At 27.9% G+C, this 17,712-nt stretch carries 18 protein-coding genes; 5 read left to right on the forward strand and 13 right to left on the reverse strand.

What is annotated here, in order from left to right:
• Positions 1-84: 84 nt before the first annotated feature.
• From rimP to nadA, 11 genes are read right to left on the reverse strand one after another with little or no spacing between them, the layout of a single operon-like run.
• Positions 85-513, reverse strand: coding sequence for a ribosome maturation factor RimP (gene rimP / locus ASUIS_RS11950; RefSeq protein WP_118887313.1), 429 nt, complete (start codon positions 511-513; stop codon positions 85-87).
• Positions 510-869 carry a 30S ribosome-binding factor RbfA gene (gene rbfA, locus ASUIS_RS11955; RefSeq protein WP_118887314.1) on the reverse strand — a complete coding sequence of 120 codons (360 nt, stop codon included), beginning with the start codon at positions 867-869 and terminating at the stop codon, positions 510-512. Before rbfA ends, rimP begins: the two co-directional genes overlap by 4 nt.
• The gene (gene infB / locus ASUIS_RS11960; protein WP_118887315.1) at positions 869-3,565 is read right to left on the reverse strand and encodes a translation initiation factor IF-2; all 2,697 of its coding nucleotides are present in this window, start codon (positions 3,563-3,565) and stop codon (positions 869-871) included. Before infB ends, rbfA begins: the two co-directional genes overlap by 1 nt.
• Positions 3,555-3,830 carry a YlxR family protein gene (locus tag ASUIS_RS11965; protein ID WP_118887316.1) on the reverse strand — a complete coding sequence of 92 codons (276 nt, stop codon included), beginning with the start codon at positions 3,828-3,830 and terminating at the stop codon, positions 3,555-3,557. Before ASUIS_RS11965 ends, infB begins: the two co-directional genes overlap by 11 nt.
• A 36-nt stretch (positions 3,831-3,866) precedes the next feature.
• Complete coding sequence (gene thrB, locus ASUIS_RS11970) at positions 3,867-4,748, reverse strand: homoserine kinase (protein ID WP_118887317.1); 882 nt, start codon at positions 4,746-4,748, stop codon at positions 3,867-3,869.
• Between the two features lie 17 nt (positions 4,749-4,765).
• Positions 4,766-5,218, reverse strand: a complete 453-nt coding sequence (locus tag ASUIS_RS11975) for a hypothetical protein (RefSeq protein ID WP_118887318.1) — start codon at positions 5,216-5,218, stop codon at positions 4,766-4,768.
• Positions 5,219-5,226: 8 nt separating this feature from the next.
• The gene (gene lpxC, locus ASUIS_RS11980; RefSeq protein WP_118887319.1) at positions 5,227-6,132 is read right to left on the reverse strand and encodes a UDP-3-O-acyl-N-acetylglucosamine deacetylase; all 906 of its coding nucleotides are present in this window, start codon (positions 6,130-6,132) and stop codon (positions 5,227-5,229) included.
• Positions 6,129-7,511, reverse strand: coding sequence for a M23 family metallopeptidase (locus tag ASUIS_RS11985; protein WP_226799917.1), 1,383 nt, complete (start codon positions 7,509-7,511; stop codon positions 6,129-6,131). The genes lpxC and ASUIS_RS11985 overlap by 4 nt, the downstream gene beginning before the upstream one ends.
• The gene (locus tag ASUIS_RS11990; protein ID WP_118887320.1) at positions 7,495-8,481 is read right to left on the reverse strand and encodes a DHH family phosphoesterase; all 987 of its coding nucleotides are present in this window, start codon (positions 8,479-8,481) and stop codon (positions 7,495-7,497) included. The genes ASUIS_RS11985 and ASUIS_RS11990 overlap by 17 nt, the downstream gene beginning before the upstream one ends.
• A gap of 8 nt (positions 8,482-8,489) precedes the next feature.
• Complete coding sequence (nadC, locus tag ASUIS_RS11995; protein ID WP_118887321.1) at positions 8,490-9,311, reverse strand: carboxylating nicotinate-nucleotide diphosphorylase; 822 nt, start codon at positions 9,309-9,311, stop codon at positions 8,490-8,492.
• On the reverse strand, positions 9,308-10,297 hold the full coding sequence (nadA, locus tag ASUIS_RS12000) for a quinolinate synthase NadA (protein WP_118887322.1): 990 nt from the start codon (positions 10,295-10,297) through the stop codon (positions 9,308-9,310). Before nadA ends, nadC begins: the two co-directional genes overlap by 4 nt.
• 89 nt (positions 10,298-10,386) lie before the next feature.
• Here nadA and plsY point away from each other — a divergent pair, with 89 nt between their 5' ends.
• The 5 genes from plsY to prfB all read left to right on the forward strand — a co-directional run bounded on the left by plsY (position 10,387) and on the right by prfB (position 14,794).
• Positions 10,387-11,010, forward strand: a complete 624-nt coding sequence (plsY, locus tag ASUIS_RS12005) for a glycerol-3-phosphate 1-O-acyltransferase PlsY (RefSeq protein WP_118887323.1) — start codon at positions 10,387-10,389, stop codon at positions 11,008-11,010.
• Positions 11,007-11,318, forward strand: a complete 312-nt coding sequence (locus ASUIS_RS12010) for a dihydroneopterin aldolase (RefSeq protein WP_118887324.1) — start codon at positions 11,007-11,009, stop codon at positions 11,316-11,318. Before plsY ends, ASUIS_RS12010 begins: the two co-directional genes overlap by 4 nt.
• Before the next feature lie 241 nt (positions 11,319-11,559).
• Positions 11,560-12,807 (forward strand): major outer membrane protein, encoded by a 1,248-nt coding sequence (locus tag ASUIS_RS12015; RefSeq protein ID WP_118887325.1) that lies wholly within the window; start codon positions 11,560-11,562, stop codon positions 12,805-12,807.
• Positions 12,808-12,955: 148 nt separating this feature from the next.
• The gene (locus tag ASUIS_RS12020; RefSeq protein WP_118887326.1) at positions 12,956-13,588 is read left to right on the forward strand and encodes a c-type cytochrome; all 633 of its coding nucleotides are present in this window, start codon (positions 12,956-12,958) and stop codon (positions 13,586-13,588) included.
• A 111-nt stretch (positions 13,589-13,699) separates the two neighbouring features.
• Positions 13,700-14,794, forward strand: coding sequence for a peptide chain release factor 2 (gene prfB, locus ASUIS_RS12025; RefSeq protein WP_118887327.1), 1,095 nt, complete (start codon positions 13,700-13,702; stop codon positions 14,792-14,794).
• A 10-nt stretch (positions 14,795-14,804) separates the two neighbouring features.
• Here the strand turns inward: prfB and ASUIS_RS12030 are convergent, their stop codons facing one another.
• Entirely contained in the window at positions 14,805-17,165 is a 2,361-nt protein-coding gene (locus ASUIS_RS12030; protein WP_118887328.1) for a PD-(D/E)XK nuclease family protein, read from the reverse strand.
• Complete coding sequence (locus tag ASUIS_RS12035; RefSeq protein WP_118887329.1) at positions 17,155-17,712, reverse strand: hypothetical protein; 558 nt, start codon at positions 17,710-17,712, stop codon at positions 17,155-17,157. The genes ASUIS_RS12030 and ASUIS_RS12035 overlap by 11 nt, the downstream gene beginning before the upstream one ends.

Below are 17,712 nucleotides of genomic sequence, written 5' to 3' on the forward strand. Positions count from 1 at the left end.
TTTTTGTATAATTTTTTTGGGGTAGTATATATTAAGTAGTTTTAATCGGTGTTAAAAAACAATAGAAAATTCTATTGTTTTATTTTACCATTCGAAGTATGTAGCTGCCGCTAAAATATTATCATATTTGATTTCATCGTCACCAAATTCAGTTTTAACAACTATTTTTTCATTATCAGCAAAAATTAATTCACCTTTAAATACTTCTGTTGCAAAATTCTTAATTTTTACTTTTTCTCCAATAGATGCAAGGAAATGCTCTTTTTTTCTAAGTTTTCGTTCAATTCCTGGAGAACTTACTTCAAGAATATATTCTCCACCCATTGGTTCATCAACATCTAATATAGGGGAAATCATTCTTGAAATCTCAGCACATTTATCCAAACTAATACCATTTGAAGTAGTAACTAAAACTCTAAAAATATTTCTATCATGTTCTTTTGCACTAACAATATCATAAAGATTTGCACCTAAACTTTCTACTGCTAATTTTATTGATTCTTCTAAACTCATTCTTCTTCACTTTTTGTTTTTCTAATTTGAGCAAATAATGCTTCAATATTTTTTGATTTTTCTAAAGATGTGTCATTTAAAAAAGTAAAGTTTGGACATTTATACCAACCAGTACTTGCTAAAATATGAGTCTTTAATCTTCCATTTGCCTTATTTAATGAGGCAATAATCTCTTTGATTTCAGTTTTATCATAATCAGAACCATCAAAATATACAATCGCATCATATTTACCATTTTTGCAATTAACAGCAGTTATTGGTAAAGAATTAATTCTTGTATCAACTAAATTTGATAATGCTTCAGGAATTAATTCCATCAATAAAGATTCAGTTCTTTGTAAATTGATACTTTTCATTATTTTCTATCTACTGATACTTTCTCTTCAATTTGAATAAATGTTTCAATGAAGTCACCTGGTTTAATATCATTGAACTTGTCAAACATAATACCACACTCATAACCATTTGCAACTTCTTTTGCATCATCTTTAAATCTTTTTAATGATGAAATTTTACCAGTATATGTTACAACACCATCTCTAATAATTCTTGCATGTCCACCTCTAATAACTTTACCATCAGTTACTAAACATCCAGCTACAGTTCCCACTTTTGGAACAACGAATGTATCTCTAACTTCAGCTTGACCAGTGTTTTCTTCTCTAATTACTGCACTCATCATTCCTGATAATGTATCTTTAACATCATCAATCAAATCATAAATAATAGAATATGTATTAATAGTTACACCATCTGCTTTTGCTTTAGCTTTAACTGAACCTGTAGGTCTTACATTAAATCCTAAAATTATACAACCCTCAGACGCACCAGCTAGAACTAAATCCGATTCAGTAATTCCACCAACTGCTGCATGAATAACTTTTACTTTTACTTCTTCATTTGCAATTTTTTCTAATGAACCTTTGATAGCTTCAAGAGAACCACCAACATCTGTTTTGATAATAACTGGAAGTGCTTTGATTTTACCCTCAGCAATTAATCCACTCATCTCTTCTAAAGATACTTTAGTTGATTTTGATAACTCTTTAGCTCGTGCATGTTCAGCTCTTGTAGTTGCAATATCTCTTGCTTCTTTATCAGTATCTTGAACAACCATTACAGAACCAGTTGTTGGAACATCATTTAATCCTAAAACAGTACCTGTTTCAGATAATCCTAACTCTTTAACTGGATTTCCATTATCATCAGTAATTGCTTTTACTCTACCAAAAGTAGTATCACAAACAATATTATCACCGATTCTTAATGTACCATTTTGAACAATAATAGTAGCAACTGGTCCTCTTCCTTTTTCAAGTGAAGATTCAACAACTGCTGCTTTTGCTTTTGCAGTAGGATCGGCTTTAAGCTCTAAAAGTTCTGCTTGAATTAAAATATTTTCTAATAATTCTTCAATACCCTCACCTGTTAAAGCAGAAACACCTATGAATTCTGTATTTCCACCCCAATCAATAGGAGTTAAATCTCTTTCAGCCATTTGAGCTTTTACCATATCTGGATTTGCTGTTTCTTTATCCATTTTATTAATTGCAACAATTATTGGACAACCACTTGCTTTTGCATGTGAAATAACTTCTTCAGTTTGAGGTTTTACACCATCATCAGCTGCAACAACAATAATAACAATATCAGTAATAGCTGAACCTCTAGCTCTCATAGCAGAGAAAGCAGCATGTCCTGGAGTATCTACAAATGTTATTTTTTGCCCATTTTTTTCAACTGTATAAGATGAAATATGTTGAGTAATCCCACCTGCTTCACCTTTTGCTACTTTAGAAGATCTAATTTTATCTAATAATGAAGTTTTACCATGGTCAACATGTCCCATAATAGTTACAACTGGAGGTCTTGTTACAAATGTACTTTCATCAATATCTTCATCATGATAATCACTAACATAATTCACATCTTCTAGTGCATCACTAACTGTTACTTCTATTCCAAATTCTTCACCAAGAATTTCTAACTCATCTTGTTTTAAGAAGTCATTTTTAGTAACCATCATTCCTAAAGAAAATAATACTGTAATTACTTCAGCAGGTGATTTACCACAAGCTTCTGCAAATTCATAAACTCTAATATCCTCTGGAATTGTAACTTCAGTAATTTCAATTTCTTCTTGAGTTCTAACTATTCTTTTCTTTCTTTTTCCTCTTTTTAAACCTTGAGGTGCATTTCCAAAAGCAGCTGGTCTTGAACTTCTAGATTGTTTAGCAGGATTTTGAGGTTTTGGTTCATCAAAAATTTTAAATCCATCCCCTAAATCCATATCAAGTAAAACTACTTCTTCTCCAAGTAAAGAATCATCAGAACTTACAAAATCGTCAGTATAAGCTCTATCAACTTCTAATTTTTTACCATGATCTTGTGCTTTAACTACACTCTTCTTTTTTTCTTTTTTTATTCTATTTTTTCTTTGTTCTTCACTTAAATTGTAATTATCACTATTTGATTTGTCATCTTCTTCATTTGCGCCTAAAATCTCACTTAATGATTTCATTTGTTTTCTAGGTTGAGCATCAGAATCATATGATTTTACAACTTCTTCTTCATCTTTAGGTTTATTCTTTTTAACAATTACCAAACCTCTTCTTTTAGGCACTATCTTACTAGCATTATCAGGATTAACTTCAGGTTTATCAAATTCTTCTTGAGCAGGTTTTAAAGCAGGTTTTGAAATAGGTTTTGAAATTATAACTTTTTTTAACTCTGGTTTTTTTGTAACCTCAGGCTCTTTTTTCTCTATAACTTCAACTTTTTCTAATTCAATTTTAGTCTCTTGTACTTCTTCTTCAGCAATTTCTTCTGTTATCTTTTCAACAATTTTTTTTGCTTTAGATACTGGCTTACTTGGTAATCTTGAACTATTTCCAGTCATGATATATTTTGTAATTTCTTCAGCATCTTCATATGATACTGCGCTTTGGGGTGATTTAAGTTCAATATTTAAATCTTTAGCCTTTGCAATTACGTCTGCGCTACTAGCTCCCGCTTCTTCTGCAATCTCATAAACTCTTACTTTATCTGACATCTGTTAGCATCTCCTTAAGTTGTGTGACATACTTATCTTTATTTTTACACTCTTTACAAAGTGATTTTTCGATTTTTTTATAATCTTTTCCATTTATATCCGTTTGTAATAGTTTTTCACACTCACTACAGATATAAAAACTTCTACCAAAATTATTGTAAAACAATAATTTTTTTTCTTCACATTTTAGTCTTAATAACTCTTTTTGTTCAAATTTGCCTCGGCAAACGACGCAAGTTCTTAAGGTTTTTTTTAAACTAGGCAAATATTATACCTAAAATATACTTAATATCAAAGATTTTCAAATTTCTATTCTCACGCCAGTATTATCAAAATCAGCTACAAATACTTTAAAATGAGGGAATTTAACCTTTAACATTTTCTCAAGATTTTTACTATCATCAGCATAAGACATAGAAAATAAAGTTGATCCAGAACCAGATAAAGTACTCATTAAAGCACCTTCTTTAAGAGCTGTTTTTTGAACATCAAAAAGCTCTGGCATCTGTTTCATTCTATATTTTTGATGAATTTGGTCATGGGAAGCATGTTTTAGCATTTCCCAATCTTCAGCCATAAATGCTGCTGTTAATAATGAAGAGTGTGAGATATTAAAAACGGCATCTTCTTTCGAATATTTAAAAGGAAGAGTTTTTCTTGAAAGTTGAGTTGAAATTGCTCTATTTGGTACAACTACAACTGCTTTTAAAGTTTTTGGTATTTCTTTATGAATATATCTTACTTCATTTTCTTGAACACAAGCTACATTAAATCCACCCATAACAGCAGGTGTAATATTATCAGGATGATTTTCATAAGCTAAAGCTAAATTTAGTAATTTATCTTTTTCAAGTTTGATTCCCTCAATCGCATATGCACTTGCAATTGCAGAAACTATTACAGCAGATGAACTTCCTAAACCTCTTGATAAGGGAATTTCATTTTGAAATTCAAATCTAAAATGTCTTTTTTTATATGATAAATTGTGATAAAAATCATTAAAAATTGAGATAAACATATTGTTATCTTTTAAAGCAGGATTATTTGCACCCTCACCTTTTAAAGATACGCTATGAAATTTTGATGGTCTTATGATTACTTGGTTTTTCATTGAGATTGCTAGACCTAAGCAGTCAAAACCTGGGCCTAAATTTGCACTAGTAGCTGGAACGCTTACTTTCATCCATTTCCTTCTTAAACTTAAACAGCTGGTAAATTGTATATTGGCAGTGTTTCTTCGTTAAAATTATATTTTTCTATACACATAGGTAAGTTAAAGTCGTGGATTATACAATCTTTTTCTAAAAAATCCACTTTAATTTTATTTTCATCTTTTATAAAGTATTTTTTTCCAAGGGCTTTTATTGGAGAATTTTGATTAAATTCAAATCCATCAATTGCAGAAAATTCAATAGCTTTTGTTATACAAATTGTTTTTAAAAATATATAAGCCACTTTTATTGCCATAAATGAACCAGGAGAATTAACATATGTAATTCTTTTTATATCATATTTTTTTAAAAGTTTTTCAAATAAACTTGGTAGCAAATCTGATGTTTTACCATCAAGTTTATACTCTTTTACTAATTTTTTATTTTCATAAATTCCGATTAATAAAGGATTTGAAATAGTAATTACTAAAATTTCAATCAATTTTTACCTTAATTATCAGCATTTGCATAAGCCATTTCAAATACAACAGCTTCACTACTTGCTTCTTCTAAGTCAATAATCTCATAGTTTTCAGCACTCTCAAAAAGTTTTTTTGTAAGTAAATGATTTAAGTGGTGACTTCCAGCAATTGCATCATATTCACCAACCATTGTATATTCTAAAAGTGCCATATCACCAATCGCATCAAGGATTTTATGTCTAACAAACTCGTCATCAAATCTTAAACCTTCAGGATTTAAAACTTTTGTTTGATCAAGGACAATAGCATTTTCCATACTTCCACCTTGAGCTAATCCTATACTTCTTAAATATTGAACTTCATGTAAAAATCCAAATGTTCTAGCTCGACTAATATTTTCTTTATATTCTGCAATTGAATAATCAAAATGAAATTTTTGTTTTCCAATAGCTGGATGTTCAAAATCAATTTCAAAATCATAAACTATTCGATTTGATGGTTTTAAACAAACTCTTTTCCCATCAGGTGTAGTAACTTCAACCATTTTTTTGATTTTTATTGCTTTTTTTGATTTATCTAGTTCTTTAATTCCAGCTTCTTCAATCAACATACAATATCCAGATGAACTTCCATCAAGAACGGGAACCTCATCATTATCTATTATAATTCTTAAATTATCAATTCCATAAGCATATACAGCAGATAAAAGATGTTCAATTGTTGAAATAACCACTCCATCTTTTCCAATTACTGTTGCCATTTTTGTGTCAACAACAAATTCTTTTTTAAGTGGAATTGTAACTCCTGCATCAACTCTGTAAAAAATAATCCCCATGTCACTTTCAAGTGGTTCAAGTCTCATTTTTACAGGAACACCTTTATGAAGTCCAATTCCAACTATTTCTGTACTTTTTGCTATTGTTCTTTGTTTCATTTAGTGCTTCCATTTATAATTTTTACAGCATCTTCAATTGTTTTTGTAACATTAGTTTTCATCCAAGTAAAATCAAGCCACTCATTAGGATTTACTTCTATTCCTTGAACTAACATACCAAAATGTAGATGATCTCCAAATACAGCTCCAGTTGCTCCTGTATTTCCTATTTGTTGACCAGCTTTTACTTCATCATTTAATTCAACATTTATAGTACTTGTATGAGCATAAAGAGAAGCTAATCCTAAACCATGATCTAAAATAATTGTATCCCCATAAATTCCTAAATAATCTTTATAAATTACTTTTCCATCATTAAATGTTTTAATTGGAGCTCTTTTTGTACTTGCCCAATCCATTCCTAAATGCCAAGCTTCATCTATTTTTTGATCATTATAAAAATAACTTCTTCTTTCACCAAAACCAGCTACAGTTGCTGAATTTTCTAATCTTAAAAAAGGTTTTATATCATATGAAGTTACTAAAGTATTAGAGAAATTTTTCCTTACTACTTCTCTTATAGTTTTAACATTTTTTTCTCTAAGTTCTTTATTTGCTTTTATGAAAATATCAACTGTTTCAGTAGGAATATTCATTTCACTATTTTCTAAAACTTGTTTACTAACACCATTAATAAAATCGTCTGATACTTTTATATCATCAGCTTTTTCAGCAAAAGTTTTTATATAAAAAGGAACTTTAGCAACAGTTTTATTACCAGCCATATCAACTGCAATTAAATTTACTTTTTTAAACTCTTTTATTTGAACAGGCCAAGTAATAATTGATATATAAAAATTCTTTTTATAAAAAGGGAAAAGTTCAAACACTTCTTCATCATTAAAAGAAATGTAATAATCTTTTATATTTTCATCAGTAATCTCAACAATAATAATTCCACTTCCACCTTGTCTTAATAAATAAGAATTCCCAATTACATTCGCAACTGGACTTTTTTTATCAATTATTAACTTTGAATTTACAATTGTTTGATTCCCTCTAAAAAAATTCCATTTACTTGTATCGTAAACATCGATTTTAATATTTCCCTCTTTAGGTTTATAAGTTTCATCAAATGAAGGAGGTAATATTTCTAATTCCATTAAACCTTTTTCATCTTTAACAACTTTTGTATCTAAAGCTATTTGTTTTTGCCCATCATTAAAACTAACAACATATGACTTAATATTGTTATTATCTGAAATATCAACTTTTATTGGTTTTTGCAAATTCCAATAAATTTCTTTTGCAATAGATACTTTTGGAGCAACCCTTTCAAATGTAGGTGACAAAAATAAAAAGGCAACTATTGCCATAACCAATACTAAAAGGATTATAAAAATCCAAAATACTTTTCCGTTTTTACTTGTAAATTTCAAAAATTTCCTTTAATACTATTTCTTTTGCTTTTTCAACATCTAATGTTTCTATTGTACAACCAGAAGCATTAAAATGACCTCCGCCACCAAATTCTCCTGCTATTTTAGAAACATCTATTTGACCCTTTGATCGTAAAGAGACTCTTGATACTCCATTTACTACTCTTACGAAAACAGCAATTCTTACAATTGCTATACTCATAATCATATCAAGGGCATCTTCACAATCTCTATTGTGAGCACCTGTTTGTTTAAACCACTCTTCATAAGCAACTATTGAAGCTACTTCACCCTCTTTGAATAATTCTAAACTATCAAGAACTTTTGGAATAATTCTGTATTTTGCCAAAGAATCTCTTCGTAAAAGTTTATTCGCTATTTCAGAAGGACTAGCTCCGCATTCAACTAAAAAATTTATTTTTTCAAATGTTTTTTCATCACATCTTCCTAAAGAAAATGCTAAAGTATCATCATAAATACCAACATAAAGTGCAGTTGCTGAATCTTTTGTAATATACAATCCATTATGTTTAAAAAATTCAAAAACTAACTCTGCAGTTGAACTTTTCTGAGAATCAACGATATTTACTACGCCAAAACTATTATTTGATTTGTGATGATCAAAATTTATTAAAGGAATATTTGAATCAAGTTCAAAACCCAACCTTTTATAAGTTCCACAATCAACACTTATAGCTAAATCAAAAAATGCAGGTAACTGATCTGTGATTTTATCAAATCTTGGTATAAAATCAAGATTTTGAGGTAAATCCGAACTAATATTAAAAACTTTATGTTTTATCTTATTTTCATGAAATAGATTTGATAAAGCTAATGCTGAACCAATAGAATCAGGATCAGGATTTACATGTGTAATTATTAAAATATATCTACTTTTTTCAATAAGCTGTAAAGCTTTTGTATATTCAGACATATCAACTTTATTACTTAATATAAAATCTTTTTTCAAATCAAATCCTAATCAAACTTCATGGAAAAATCAAGCCAAGTTGCTTGATGAATAATACTTCCACTACTAATTGCATCAACACCTGTTAAAGCATAACTTTTAATAGTTTCAAGATTTATATTTCCACTAGCTTCTAATAAAATATGGGGATATTCTTTATTTCTAAAAGCCACTACTTCTTCTATTTGTTTAATATTCATATTATCACACATAATAATATCTCCACCTGCATGCATAGCTTCTTTTACTTGGTCAAAAGTTTCACACTCAATTTCTATTTTTGTAACCCATGAAATTCTTTTTCTAGCTTTTTTTACAAACTCTTCAAGATTATCTATAGTTCTTAAGTGAGTATCTTTTAGCATCAAACAATCATCAAGTCCAAGTCTATGATTTATTGCTCCTCCAACTCTTGAAGCATATTTTTCAAAATCTCTTAATTGTGGTCTTGTTTTTCTAGTATCTAATAAAACAACTCCTGTTCCTTCTATAAGTTTTGCATATTTATTTGCCATAGTAGCAATTCCACTTGCATGTTGTAGCATATTTAAGAAAGTTCGCTCTGATGAAAGTAATATTGAAGCTTTCCCTTCAAGTTCAGCAATAACATCGCCTTTTTTTAATTCATCACCATCATTTTTCAAAAACTTACAATCAAATTTTTCAGTTCTTGCTAATACTTTTGCATATTGAACACCTGCTAGAATTCCATCTGATTTACAAATAGCTCGTGCAGTAAATCTACCTTTTGGAGCAACATCGAAGAATAAATCTCCTCTTCCATTATCTTCAATAATGGCATTTTTTACAAATTTTTTAATATTAATCATACTTCAAACATCCTTTTCAGTGCTACTTTAGCCCATTTAGCCGTATCTTCTGATACAAAAATTTCATTTTCTTTTGATATATTATTGTCTTTTATAGACTTTAAAGTATTATAAACATCTTGCAAAGTAGTTTCATTCATAGTTGGACATTCAGGTTTTGTTGAACTTAAAATATAAGTATTTTTTGTTCTTAATCTATTTACCATATTAAACTCTGTTCCAACCGCAATTTTTTGATCTTCTGGTAATGCTTTTATATAAGTGATTAACTGAGAAGTTGAACCAACAAAATCAGCAGCATCACAAACACTAGGATCACATTCAGGATGAACAGCTATTAAAATATCTGGGTATTTATTTCTGTAAAATTCAATATCTTCAACGCAAAATTGCTGATGAACTGAGCAAAATCCATTATAGCATATAATATCAGCCTCTTTTAAATCACTTCCATCTCCAACAATTGCAGATTTTAGATTTAAAGATTTTGCAAAATTTTGCCCTAAACATCTATCAGGTACAAAGAATATCTTTTTACCAGATTGCAAACCTTTTTCTATGATTTTGTAAGCATTCGAAGAAGTACAAACCATTCCACCCATTTGTCCAACTTTTGCTTTAACAGCAGCACTTGAATTTATGTATGTAATTGGTAAAATATTTTCATTAGGAATTCCAGCTTGATTTATTTTTTTTAAATTTTGTTCAAAATATCCTTCATCAATCATCCTTGCCATTGCACAACAGGCAATTTTTGGCATAAGTACTGTTTTTTCAGGACTCATAACTTTTACACTTTCACCCATAAACCCCACACCACAAAATACAACATATTTAGAATCAGTAAGCATTACTTTTTTGGCAAGTTCCAATGAATCACCTGTTATATCAGCTAATTCAAATACTTCGTCTCTTTGATAAAAATGTGCAACAAGGGTTACATCTAACTCTTTTTTTAATTTTAATATTTCTTCTTTTAAATTCAAAATAAACCTTCAAATTTTTATTAAATGTGAATATAACAAAATATTGGTTATAATCTCATTTAATCACACACTTAAAACAAGGGTAATATATGGATTTTTTCACAAATACAAATATTTTATTTTTTTTAGCTGCCTACTTAGTGGGCTCTATTCCTTTTGGTTCAATCTTAGCAAAAACGTTTGCAGGAGTTGATATAACAACAGCAGGAAGTAAATCAATTGGAGCAACAAATGTTCTAAGAGTCGTAAAAGAGACTAATCCAAAATTAGCAAAAAAACTAGGAATTGCAACAGTTTTACTTGATGCTTTCAAAGGTATACTTGTATTATTGGTAGCTTTATATTATGGAGTAAGTGATTCTACACTTTGGGCAATTGCAATTTTAGCTGTTTTAGGACATTGTTATTCTATATATTTAGGATTAGAAGGTGGGAAAGGAGTAGCAACTGGACTTGGTGTTTATTTAGTTCTTATTCCAATACCAACACTTATTGGTGCAGTTGTTTGGATAGTTTGTGCAAAAGTTCTTAAAATTTCATCTTTATCATCACTTTTAGGACTAGTGGGAGTAATAGTTAGTGCAACATTTTTAAATGATGGATTAAATGTAGGTTCAAATGTTCCTATGTATATAATTGCTTTTATAATCATCTATAAACATATCCCAAATATAATAAGAATTATCAAGGGTGAAGAGAAAAAAGTTATATGAAAATAGAAATCTCTGATTTATCCTTTAAATGTATAATTGGTATCTTAGAAATTGAGCGAATAAAAAAACAAAAAGTCATAATAAATATATCTTTTGAATACGATTTTTCAAAAGATTTGTTTATTGACTACTCAGAAATATCTAATCTTCTAAAATCAACTATGAAAAAACAAAAATTTCTACTTCTTGAAGATGCTATTTTATATTTTGAATCATTATTACAAAATAGTTACAAAATAACTAACCTTAAAATCAAAATATCAAAACCTAATATATTAAAAAATTGTATTGTTAGTTTAAGTAACTAGTGTTAAATAGGACATAAAAAGTCCGAAAATAGCATTAACACAGCATTAACTAAAGGTTAATTGAAAATTGACTTAAATTAACAGTTAATTAACACTAAAAACAACATTTTAAGAAAACTTTAAAATTTAGTAATGTAGAATGGTCGCAACGGTATGTCGGAAAAGGTTTAAGACTATAGTTTTAGATGAGTTCGCGCGCTCCGGTAGACTGAAAAAAGATTTCGAAATTTTAGGAGAACAAATGAAAAAAATCGCAAAATTAAGTTTAGTAGCTGCAGTTGCAGTTGCAGGATTAACAACTGCTAATGCTCAACCATTAGAAGAAGCAATCAAAAATGTAGAAGTATCAGGTTCTGTAGTTTATAGATATAATGACTATAAAAATAATGAAAATGGTGCAGATACATCATCAGATACAACAGATAACAACTATAAAGTAGCTTTAAACTTAGCTTCTAAAGTGAATGAAGATGTAAAATTTAATTCAAGATTTATTGTTGGTGGAGCTAATTCAGGTTATGCGACTTTAGATACTACTGCAGCTGATGATGCAAATGTTACAACAACATTATCTAATGCATATTTTGGATATACAGGTATTGCTAATACTACTGTTAATGTTGGTAAACAAGGTTTAACAACTCCTTGGACTGTAGCTATTGATTCTGATAACAATGAGCAAACTGGTACTGGTATCTTAGCTCTTTCTACTGTAGGACCTGTTACTTTGGCTGGTGCGTATTTCAATCAAACAAACTTAGATAAATCTTCTGATGCAAAAATAAGTGCAGCGGGTACGGATATTAAACTAACTGACATAGATGCAGTTGCTGCTGGTAGTCAACCTGCGGTTGATGGTGCATTAGACATTGCAACTGTTGGTGCAATTTTAGCTGCTGGACCTGTAACAGTTGATGCTTGGTTCCTAGATACAAAAGATTTATTTGACACTTATACAGTTGGTGCAAAATCATCTTTTGATTTATCTGGTGTTAAATTAGGTGTTGACGCAAGATGGGCTGCATTAACTTTTGATGACGCAACTGCAGATGCTTTAGACTTAGAAACTGATAACTCAATTGCAAAAATCGCTTTAACTGCAAAAGCAGGAATTGTTGATGCAAAAGTTATTTATGCAGCTACTGATAAAGATGGTGGTTTAACTGCATTAGATAACGATGCTGTTACAACTGTTAATGGATGGAATACAACTGTTAATGGTAAAGCAGATGCTGATTATTGGCAAACAACTTTAGGTGTAGATATCTTATCTAACTTAAACTTATCAGCTAACTACAATAACTTACAATATGTAAATGATTCTGACGATATGGAAGAAGAAGAGTTATATGCTCAATTATTATATAAAATGAGCAAAAACTTTAATACTTATGTAAGATATGGTACGTATACAAAAGAAAATACTACAGCTAATGATGATATCAATGATGATGTAAGAGGAAGATTACAAGTTGAATATACATTCTAATATTTTTAGAGTATAAAAACTTTTTTCTTAAAGGCTAGAGATTCTTCTCTAGCCTTTTTTTATTTCAAATTGTTACTTTTCCCTTACTTATTCTAAATATTTAATCTTATTATGATAAAATCTACAAAATTAAAAAAAGGATTTTATCTTGAAAAAAGCGATTCTTTCAACTATACTACTATTAGGTTCAACTTCACTTCTTGCGGATACAACTATGTGTTTCAAAGAAAATCATCAATCAATGAGTACTATTGAAAATACACCATTAAATGGTGGAGCATGTTTAGGAAAATATACAGTAAATGATATGAAAACAAAAGGTTGGAGTGTAGATGATATTAAAATCTCACAAACAGCAAGTGGAATGAGTTTTATCTATGTTTTAAAAACGGCAACAATTGTAAATACTTCTTCATCAAACTTTACAGGTAATCAAGCTCAAATGGAAGCAAATATAATAGCAAAACTTGAAAAGAAAAAAGAAGAAGAAATTAAAGCAAAAGAAATTCAAGAAATTCAAGAAGCAGCAATTGATGGTGAAAAGACTTATGTAAACAAATGTCAAAATTGCCATGGAATAAATGGACAAAAAAGTGCATATAATAGTTCAAGACCTTTAAAAGATTTATCAGTAGAAGATATGAATGAATCAATAAAAGATTATAAATTAGGGAAAATTGACTCACAAAATGCCTCTATAATGACTCCTTATGCAAACTATCTTGATACGAAAACAATAAAAGGTATTCACGGTTATTTAAATAAAATAAATACTAAATAAATCTACTTTTAAAATTCAATCACTAAAATTGCTAAGTGATTGGATTTTATCCTCTAATCACTCTTTATACAAACTTTAAGTATAATTGCTTTTTTTAAAGGATTACACTAAATGGATGCATACGAATATTCAGAACTACTTAAACTTCTAAACACAAAACTTAATAACATAAAAGGTATTTTAAAACCTGATGATTTAAATAAAAGATTAGATGAAATCACGCAAGAAGAATCAGCACAAGATTTCTGGAATAATGTAGAAAATGCTACAAAAATCGGTATTGAAAAAAATAGAATCTTAGGTAAACTAAATAAATTTAATAAAGCAAATGATTCATTAAAAGGAACAAATGAACTTTATGAAATGGCAAATGAAGAAAAAGATGAAGAGACTTTAGAAATGCTTTATGATGAAGCACCTGAACTTGAAAAACTAATCAAATCAACTGAAATTTCTGTAATGCTTTCAAATCCTGATGATGCTTCAAATGCAATAGTTTCTATCCACCCAGGAGCTGGCGGAACTGAATCACAAGATTGGGCATCGATTTTATATAGAATGTATTTAAGATGGGCTGAAAGAAATGATTTTAAAATAGAACTACTTGATTATCAAAATGGTGATGAAGCAGGAATAAAAGATGTTTCATTTATCATAAAAGGTGAAAATGCTTATGGATATATGAAAGCTGAAAATGGAATTCATAGACTTGTAAGAATCTCTCCATTTGACTCAAATGCAAAAAGACATACTTCATTTTCATCTGTTATGGTATCACCTGAGGTTGATGATAATATTGATATTGTAATTGAAGACAAAGATATTAGGATTGATACATATAGAGCAAGTGGAGCTGGTGGACAACATGTTAATAAAACTGAATCAGCAATTAGAATCACACATATTGCAACTAATATTGTAGTTCAATGTCAAAATGATAGATCTCAACACAAAAATAAAGCAAGTGCTATGAAGATGCTAAAATCAAGACTTTATGAACTAGAACTTGAAAAACAACAAGCAACAAAAGATGGTGTTGAAAAAAGTGATAATGGTTGGGGACATCAAATTCGTTCGTATGTTTTACAACCATATCAACAAGTAAAAGATTCAAGAAGTAATATTGGTTATTCAAATGTTGATGCTATTTTAGATGGTGATATTACAAAAATTATTGAAGATGTTTTAATAGCTACTGCTAAATAAAACTTTTTTCTTATTCCCTATCACAGATAATCGAATATGTACAATAATTACAATTTGATTTATCTTCACATTTTGAAAAAGAGATTTCAGAGTTTGAAATCTCTTTTAATTCTTTGAATTTTTCACATAATAACTCAATTTTTTTATCAAGTGCCGTTTCACTCAAAAGTGCTATATTGTTCAAATCATAATAATAAGCTTCAATTTTATCAGTTTTATAAAGTTCATTCATAGCTAAATAATAAAATTCCAATTGAAAATCATTTGTTTTTTCATAGTTTTTTAAAGTATCTACACTTAAAGTTGAAGAGGTTTTATAATCAATTACTTCATAAATATCTTCATATTTGTCAATTCTATCAATAACACCTCTTATTTTTATTCCCTCAAATTCACATTCAAAGTTTTTTTCTAAGGCAATTATTTTTCTATTTTTTAATCTCTCTTTATCATACAAATAAAAATCATAAAGTTTCTTTTTCCAAATCTCTAAATCTAAAATCAAAAATGGATTTGAACTTTTGTATTTATTAAATAACTCTTCAATTTTTGAAAAGTCATCTTTAGTAAAATCTTTGTAATAATTTTCCAAAATAGAGTGAATTATGTCTCCTAATTCATAGGCTTTTGGTTTTAGTGAAATCGTATGTTCTTTTATTTTTAAAATATTTTGTAAATAAAACTTTCTTTTACATTGTAAATAGGTTTTAAATGAAGTGGCAGACCATCTAATAGCCATTAAATCTATTTTTACAATGATTTCCTCATCAAAATGATTTATCTTGTGATTATCGTAAAGTATGTGTTTATAAGAATTATCATTTGTATCTGTTTTTATATGTGTGTTAAACAATTCATTTGCAAATCTTGAGATTTGATTTGTATCTGAATTAACATAAGATATAAATACATTTTTTGATGAGCCAATCAATCTTTTGTAATAATACTTTTGTAAAGATTCTCTGTCAAATTGTGTTGGAAGATTAGAAAGCTGTTTTAGTTTTGTTGATAAAAATTTATCTTTTAGAGAAATCTTTGGAATAAAAGATTCATTAAAATCACAAATAATCACCGTTTCAAAATTCACAGCTCTTGTTTCAAGTAGTCCTAAAACTGTAACTTTTCCTGAATTAACATCATCTAAAGTTATTGAAACTAATCTTTGTAAAAAAATTTTATATACATCTTTTAGTAAAATAAAATGATTTGATGAAAATAGAATTATATTTATTTTGTAAAGCAACTCTTCATATTTTTCAAGTAGTTCACTGTTCTTTTCAAAGGATTTTATAAAATCTGTGATGATTAAAAAACTCTCTTTTATAGCTTTTTTATTCCATAAATTTTTTATATTTTTATCTATAAATAATTTATCAATTTTAAAAAAGTTTAAAAACTCTAAATGTTTTATTTCATCTTCATTCAAATATGAATATATTGAATATGCAACTTGATATAAATTTGTATTTTTTATACTTTTTCCCATTGCATAGTTGAAATATTTTTCATCATCAAAAAGTTGTAAACTAACAGCAAAACTTTCATCTGGTAAAACTAAAGCAATAGTTGAAGGATTTACACCATTTTGTACGGATTTAGTAATTACACTTTTTATATATGCAATTTGATTAAGTCTTGAAGAAAAACCTTTTAACTCTACAAAGGCTAAATTATTTGATATTTTTTCTTCTTCTACGATGATTTTATTTGATAAATCGATTTTATATTTATGATTTAATTTTATTTCTAAATTTAGATTTCTAAAAACTTCTAATGATTTTTGATTATAAACATTTGAATAAAAAACAATATTTAGATTTAATACTTTTGATATTTTTTCTACCATATCAAATTCAACTTTTGTAAAATAACCTTCAAAATGTAATTCTATATTTTCAAATTTTTTTAAAAAGATTTCATTTATTTTGTAATGTTTATTTAGATTAATTCTATCTACATAAGAGTTTTTTTCTAGTATTTCAATATAGTTTTTTTGAATTGTTTGTAAGATTTGTAAATGCTCAAAATAAAAATCATAGGTATCAATATTTTGAATATCTGATATTTCTATTTTTTCACTTGATAGTTCTAAAAAAAATCTATAAATATAATCACTTTGTTTTAAAAACTTTGTAAAATTATCTGAAATTCCAAGTTTAGAAATATTTACTTCTTTTATAGCTTCATTTAAAAAAAGAACTCTTTGTTCCTCTTCACAATATTTCATATTATCAAAAAATATAGATTTTTTAAAAAATTCATCAATAGTAAAAATAAAAGGCAAAAGGGAATTTTCACCCTTTTGAGAAGTTATAAAATCTCTAATTGCCCTTGAAGTTGGAAAAACTAGAAGTTTTTTTTTAAATAGCATTTGTTTTAATATAGATATAACCTATAATTCCATCAACCGTGAAACTACCTGTTATAATCCAATTATTTGCTTCTTTTAATTCAAATTCTGTTATATAAGTTTTCTCAGCATTTTGAAAATTTTCATTTATTAATGCCATATCAGCATCAGCAGTAATTGTTTTTGATACAACTAATTGAATATTTGCATCTTTTTTTTCATTGGTAATTTTATCAGTTACAATAACTTTTAAAATATTTTTACCAACTTTTAAAACATTTTTATGCTCTGAATATTTTTCAACAACTCTTTGAGAATATTTAATATCAGCAGTTGTTAAATCAAATTTGTTATTATTAACATCTAATTCAAAATTATATTTAGATAAAAATACATTATTTGAAGTCATCATATTATTATAATTTTCATCAACATCTTGATATTTTTTCATAAAACTATGATCCTCAATAACAGGTAAACCAACAGCACTTTTTACTGTCCATACAATCATTGAGAATACGAAACCAAAAATTCCAATAAAAAATAAAGGCCAATAATTTCTTTTCAT

Origin of the sequence: Arcobacter suis CECT 7833 (assembly GCF_003544815.1) — a bacterium.
GTDB classification, from domain to species: Bacteria; Campylobacterota; Campylobacteria; order Campylobacterales; family Arcobacteraceae; genus Aliarcobacter; species Aliarcobacter suis.

Coding starts and splice junctions, on each gene's coding strand:
- ASUIS_RS12010 (WP_118887324.1), top strand. CDS start 11,007: ATGAAAATAGAAATCTCTGATTTATCCTTTAAATGTATAATTGGTATC.
- infB (WP_118887315.1), bottom strand. CDS start 3,565: ATGTCAGATAAAGTAAGAGTTTATGAGATTGCAGAAGAAGCGGGAGCT.
- ASUIS_RS12015 (WP_118887325.1), top strand. CDS start 11,560: ATGAAAAAAATCGCAAAATTAAGTTTAGTAGCTGCAGTTGCAGTTGCA.
- ASUIS_RS12035 (WP_118887329.1), bottom strand. CDS start 17,712: ATGAAAAGAAATTATTGGCCTTTATTTTTTATTGGAATTTTTGGTTTC.
- rimP (WP_118887313.1), bottom strand. CDS start 513: ATGAGTTTAGAAGAATCAATAAAATTAGCAGTAGAAAGTTTAGGTGCA.
- plsY (WP_118887323.1), top strand. CDS start 10,387: ATGGATTTTTTCACAAATACAAATATTTTATTTTTTTTAGCTGCCTAC.
- ASUIS_RS12030 (WP_118887328.1), bottom strand. CDS start 17,165: ATGCTATTTAAAAAAAAACTTCTAGTTTTTCCAACTTCAAGGGCAATT.
- thrB (WP_118887317.1), bottom strand. CDS start 4,748: ATGAAAGTAAGCGTTCCAGCTACTAGTGCAAATTTAGGCCCAGGTTTT.
- lpxC (WP_118887319.1), bottom strand. CDS start 6,132: ATGAAACAAAGAACAATAGCAAAAAGTACAGAAATAGTTGGAATTGGA.
- prfB (WP_118887327.1), top strand. CDS start 13,700: ATGGATGCATACGAATATTCAGAACTACTTAAACTTCTAAACACAAAA.
- rbfA (WP_118887314.1), bottom strand. CDS start 869: ATGAAAAGTATCAATTTACAAAGAACTGAATCTTTATTGATGGAATTA.
- nadC (WP_118887321.1), bottom strand. CDS start 9,311: ATGATTAATATTAAAAAATTTGTAAAAAATGCCATTATTGAAGATAAT.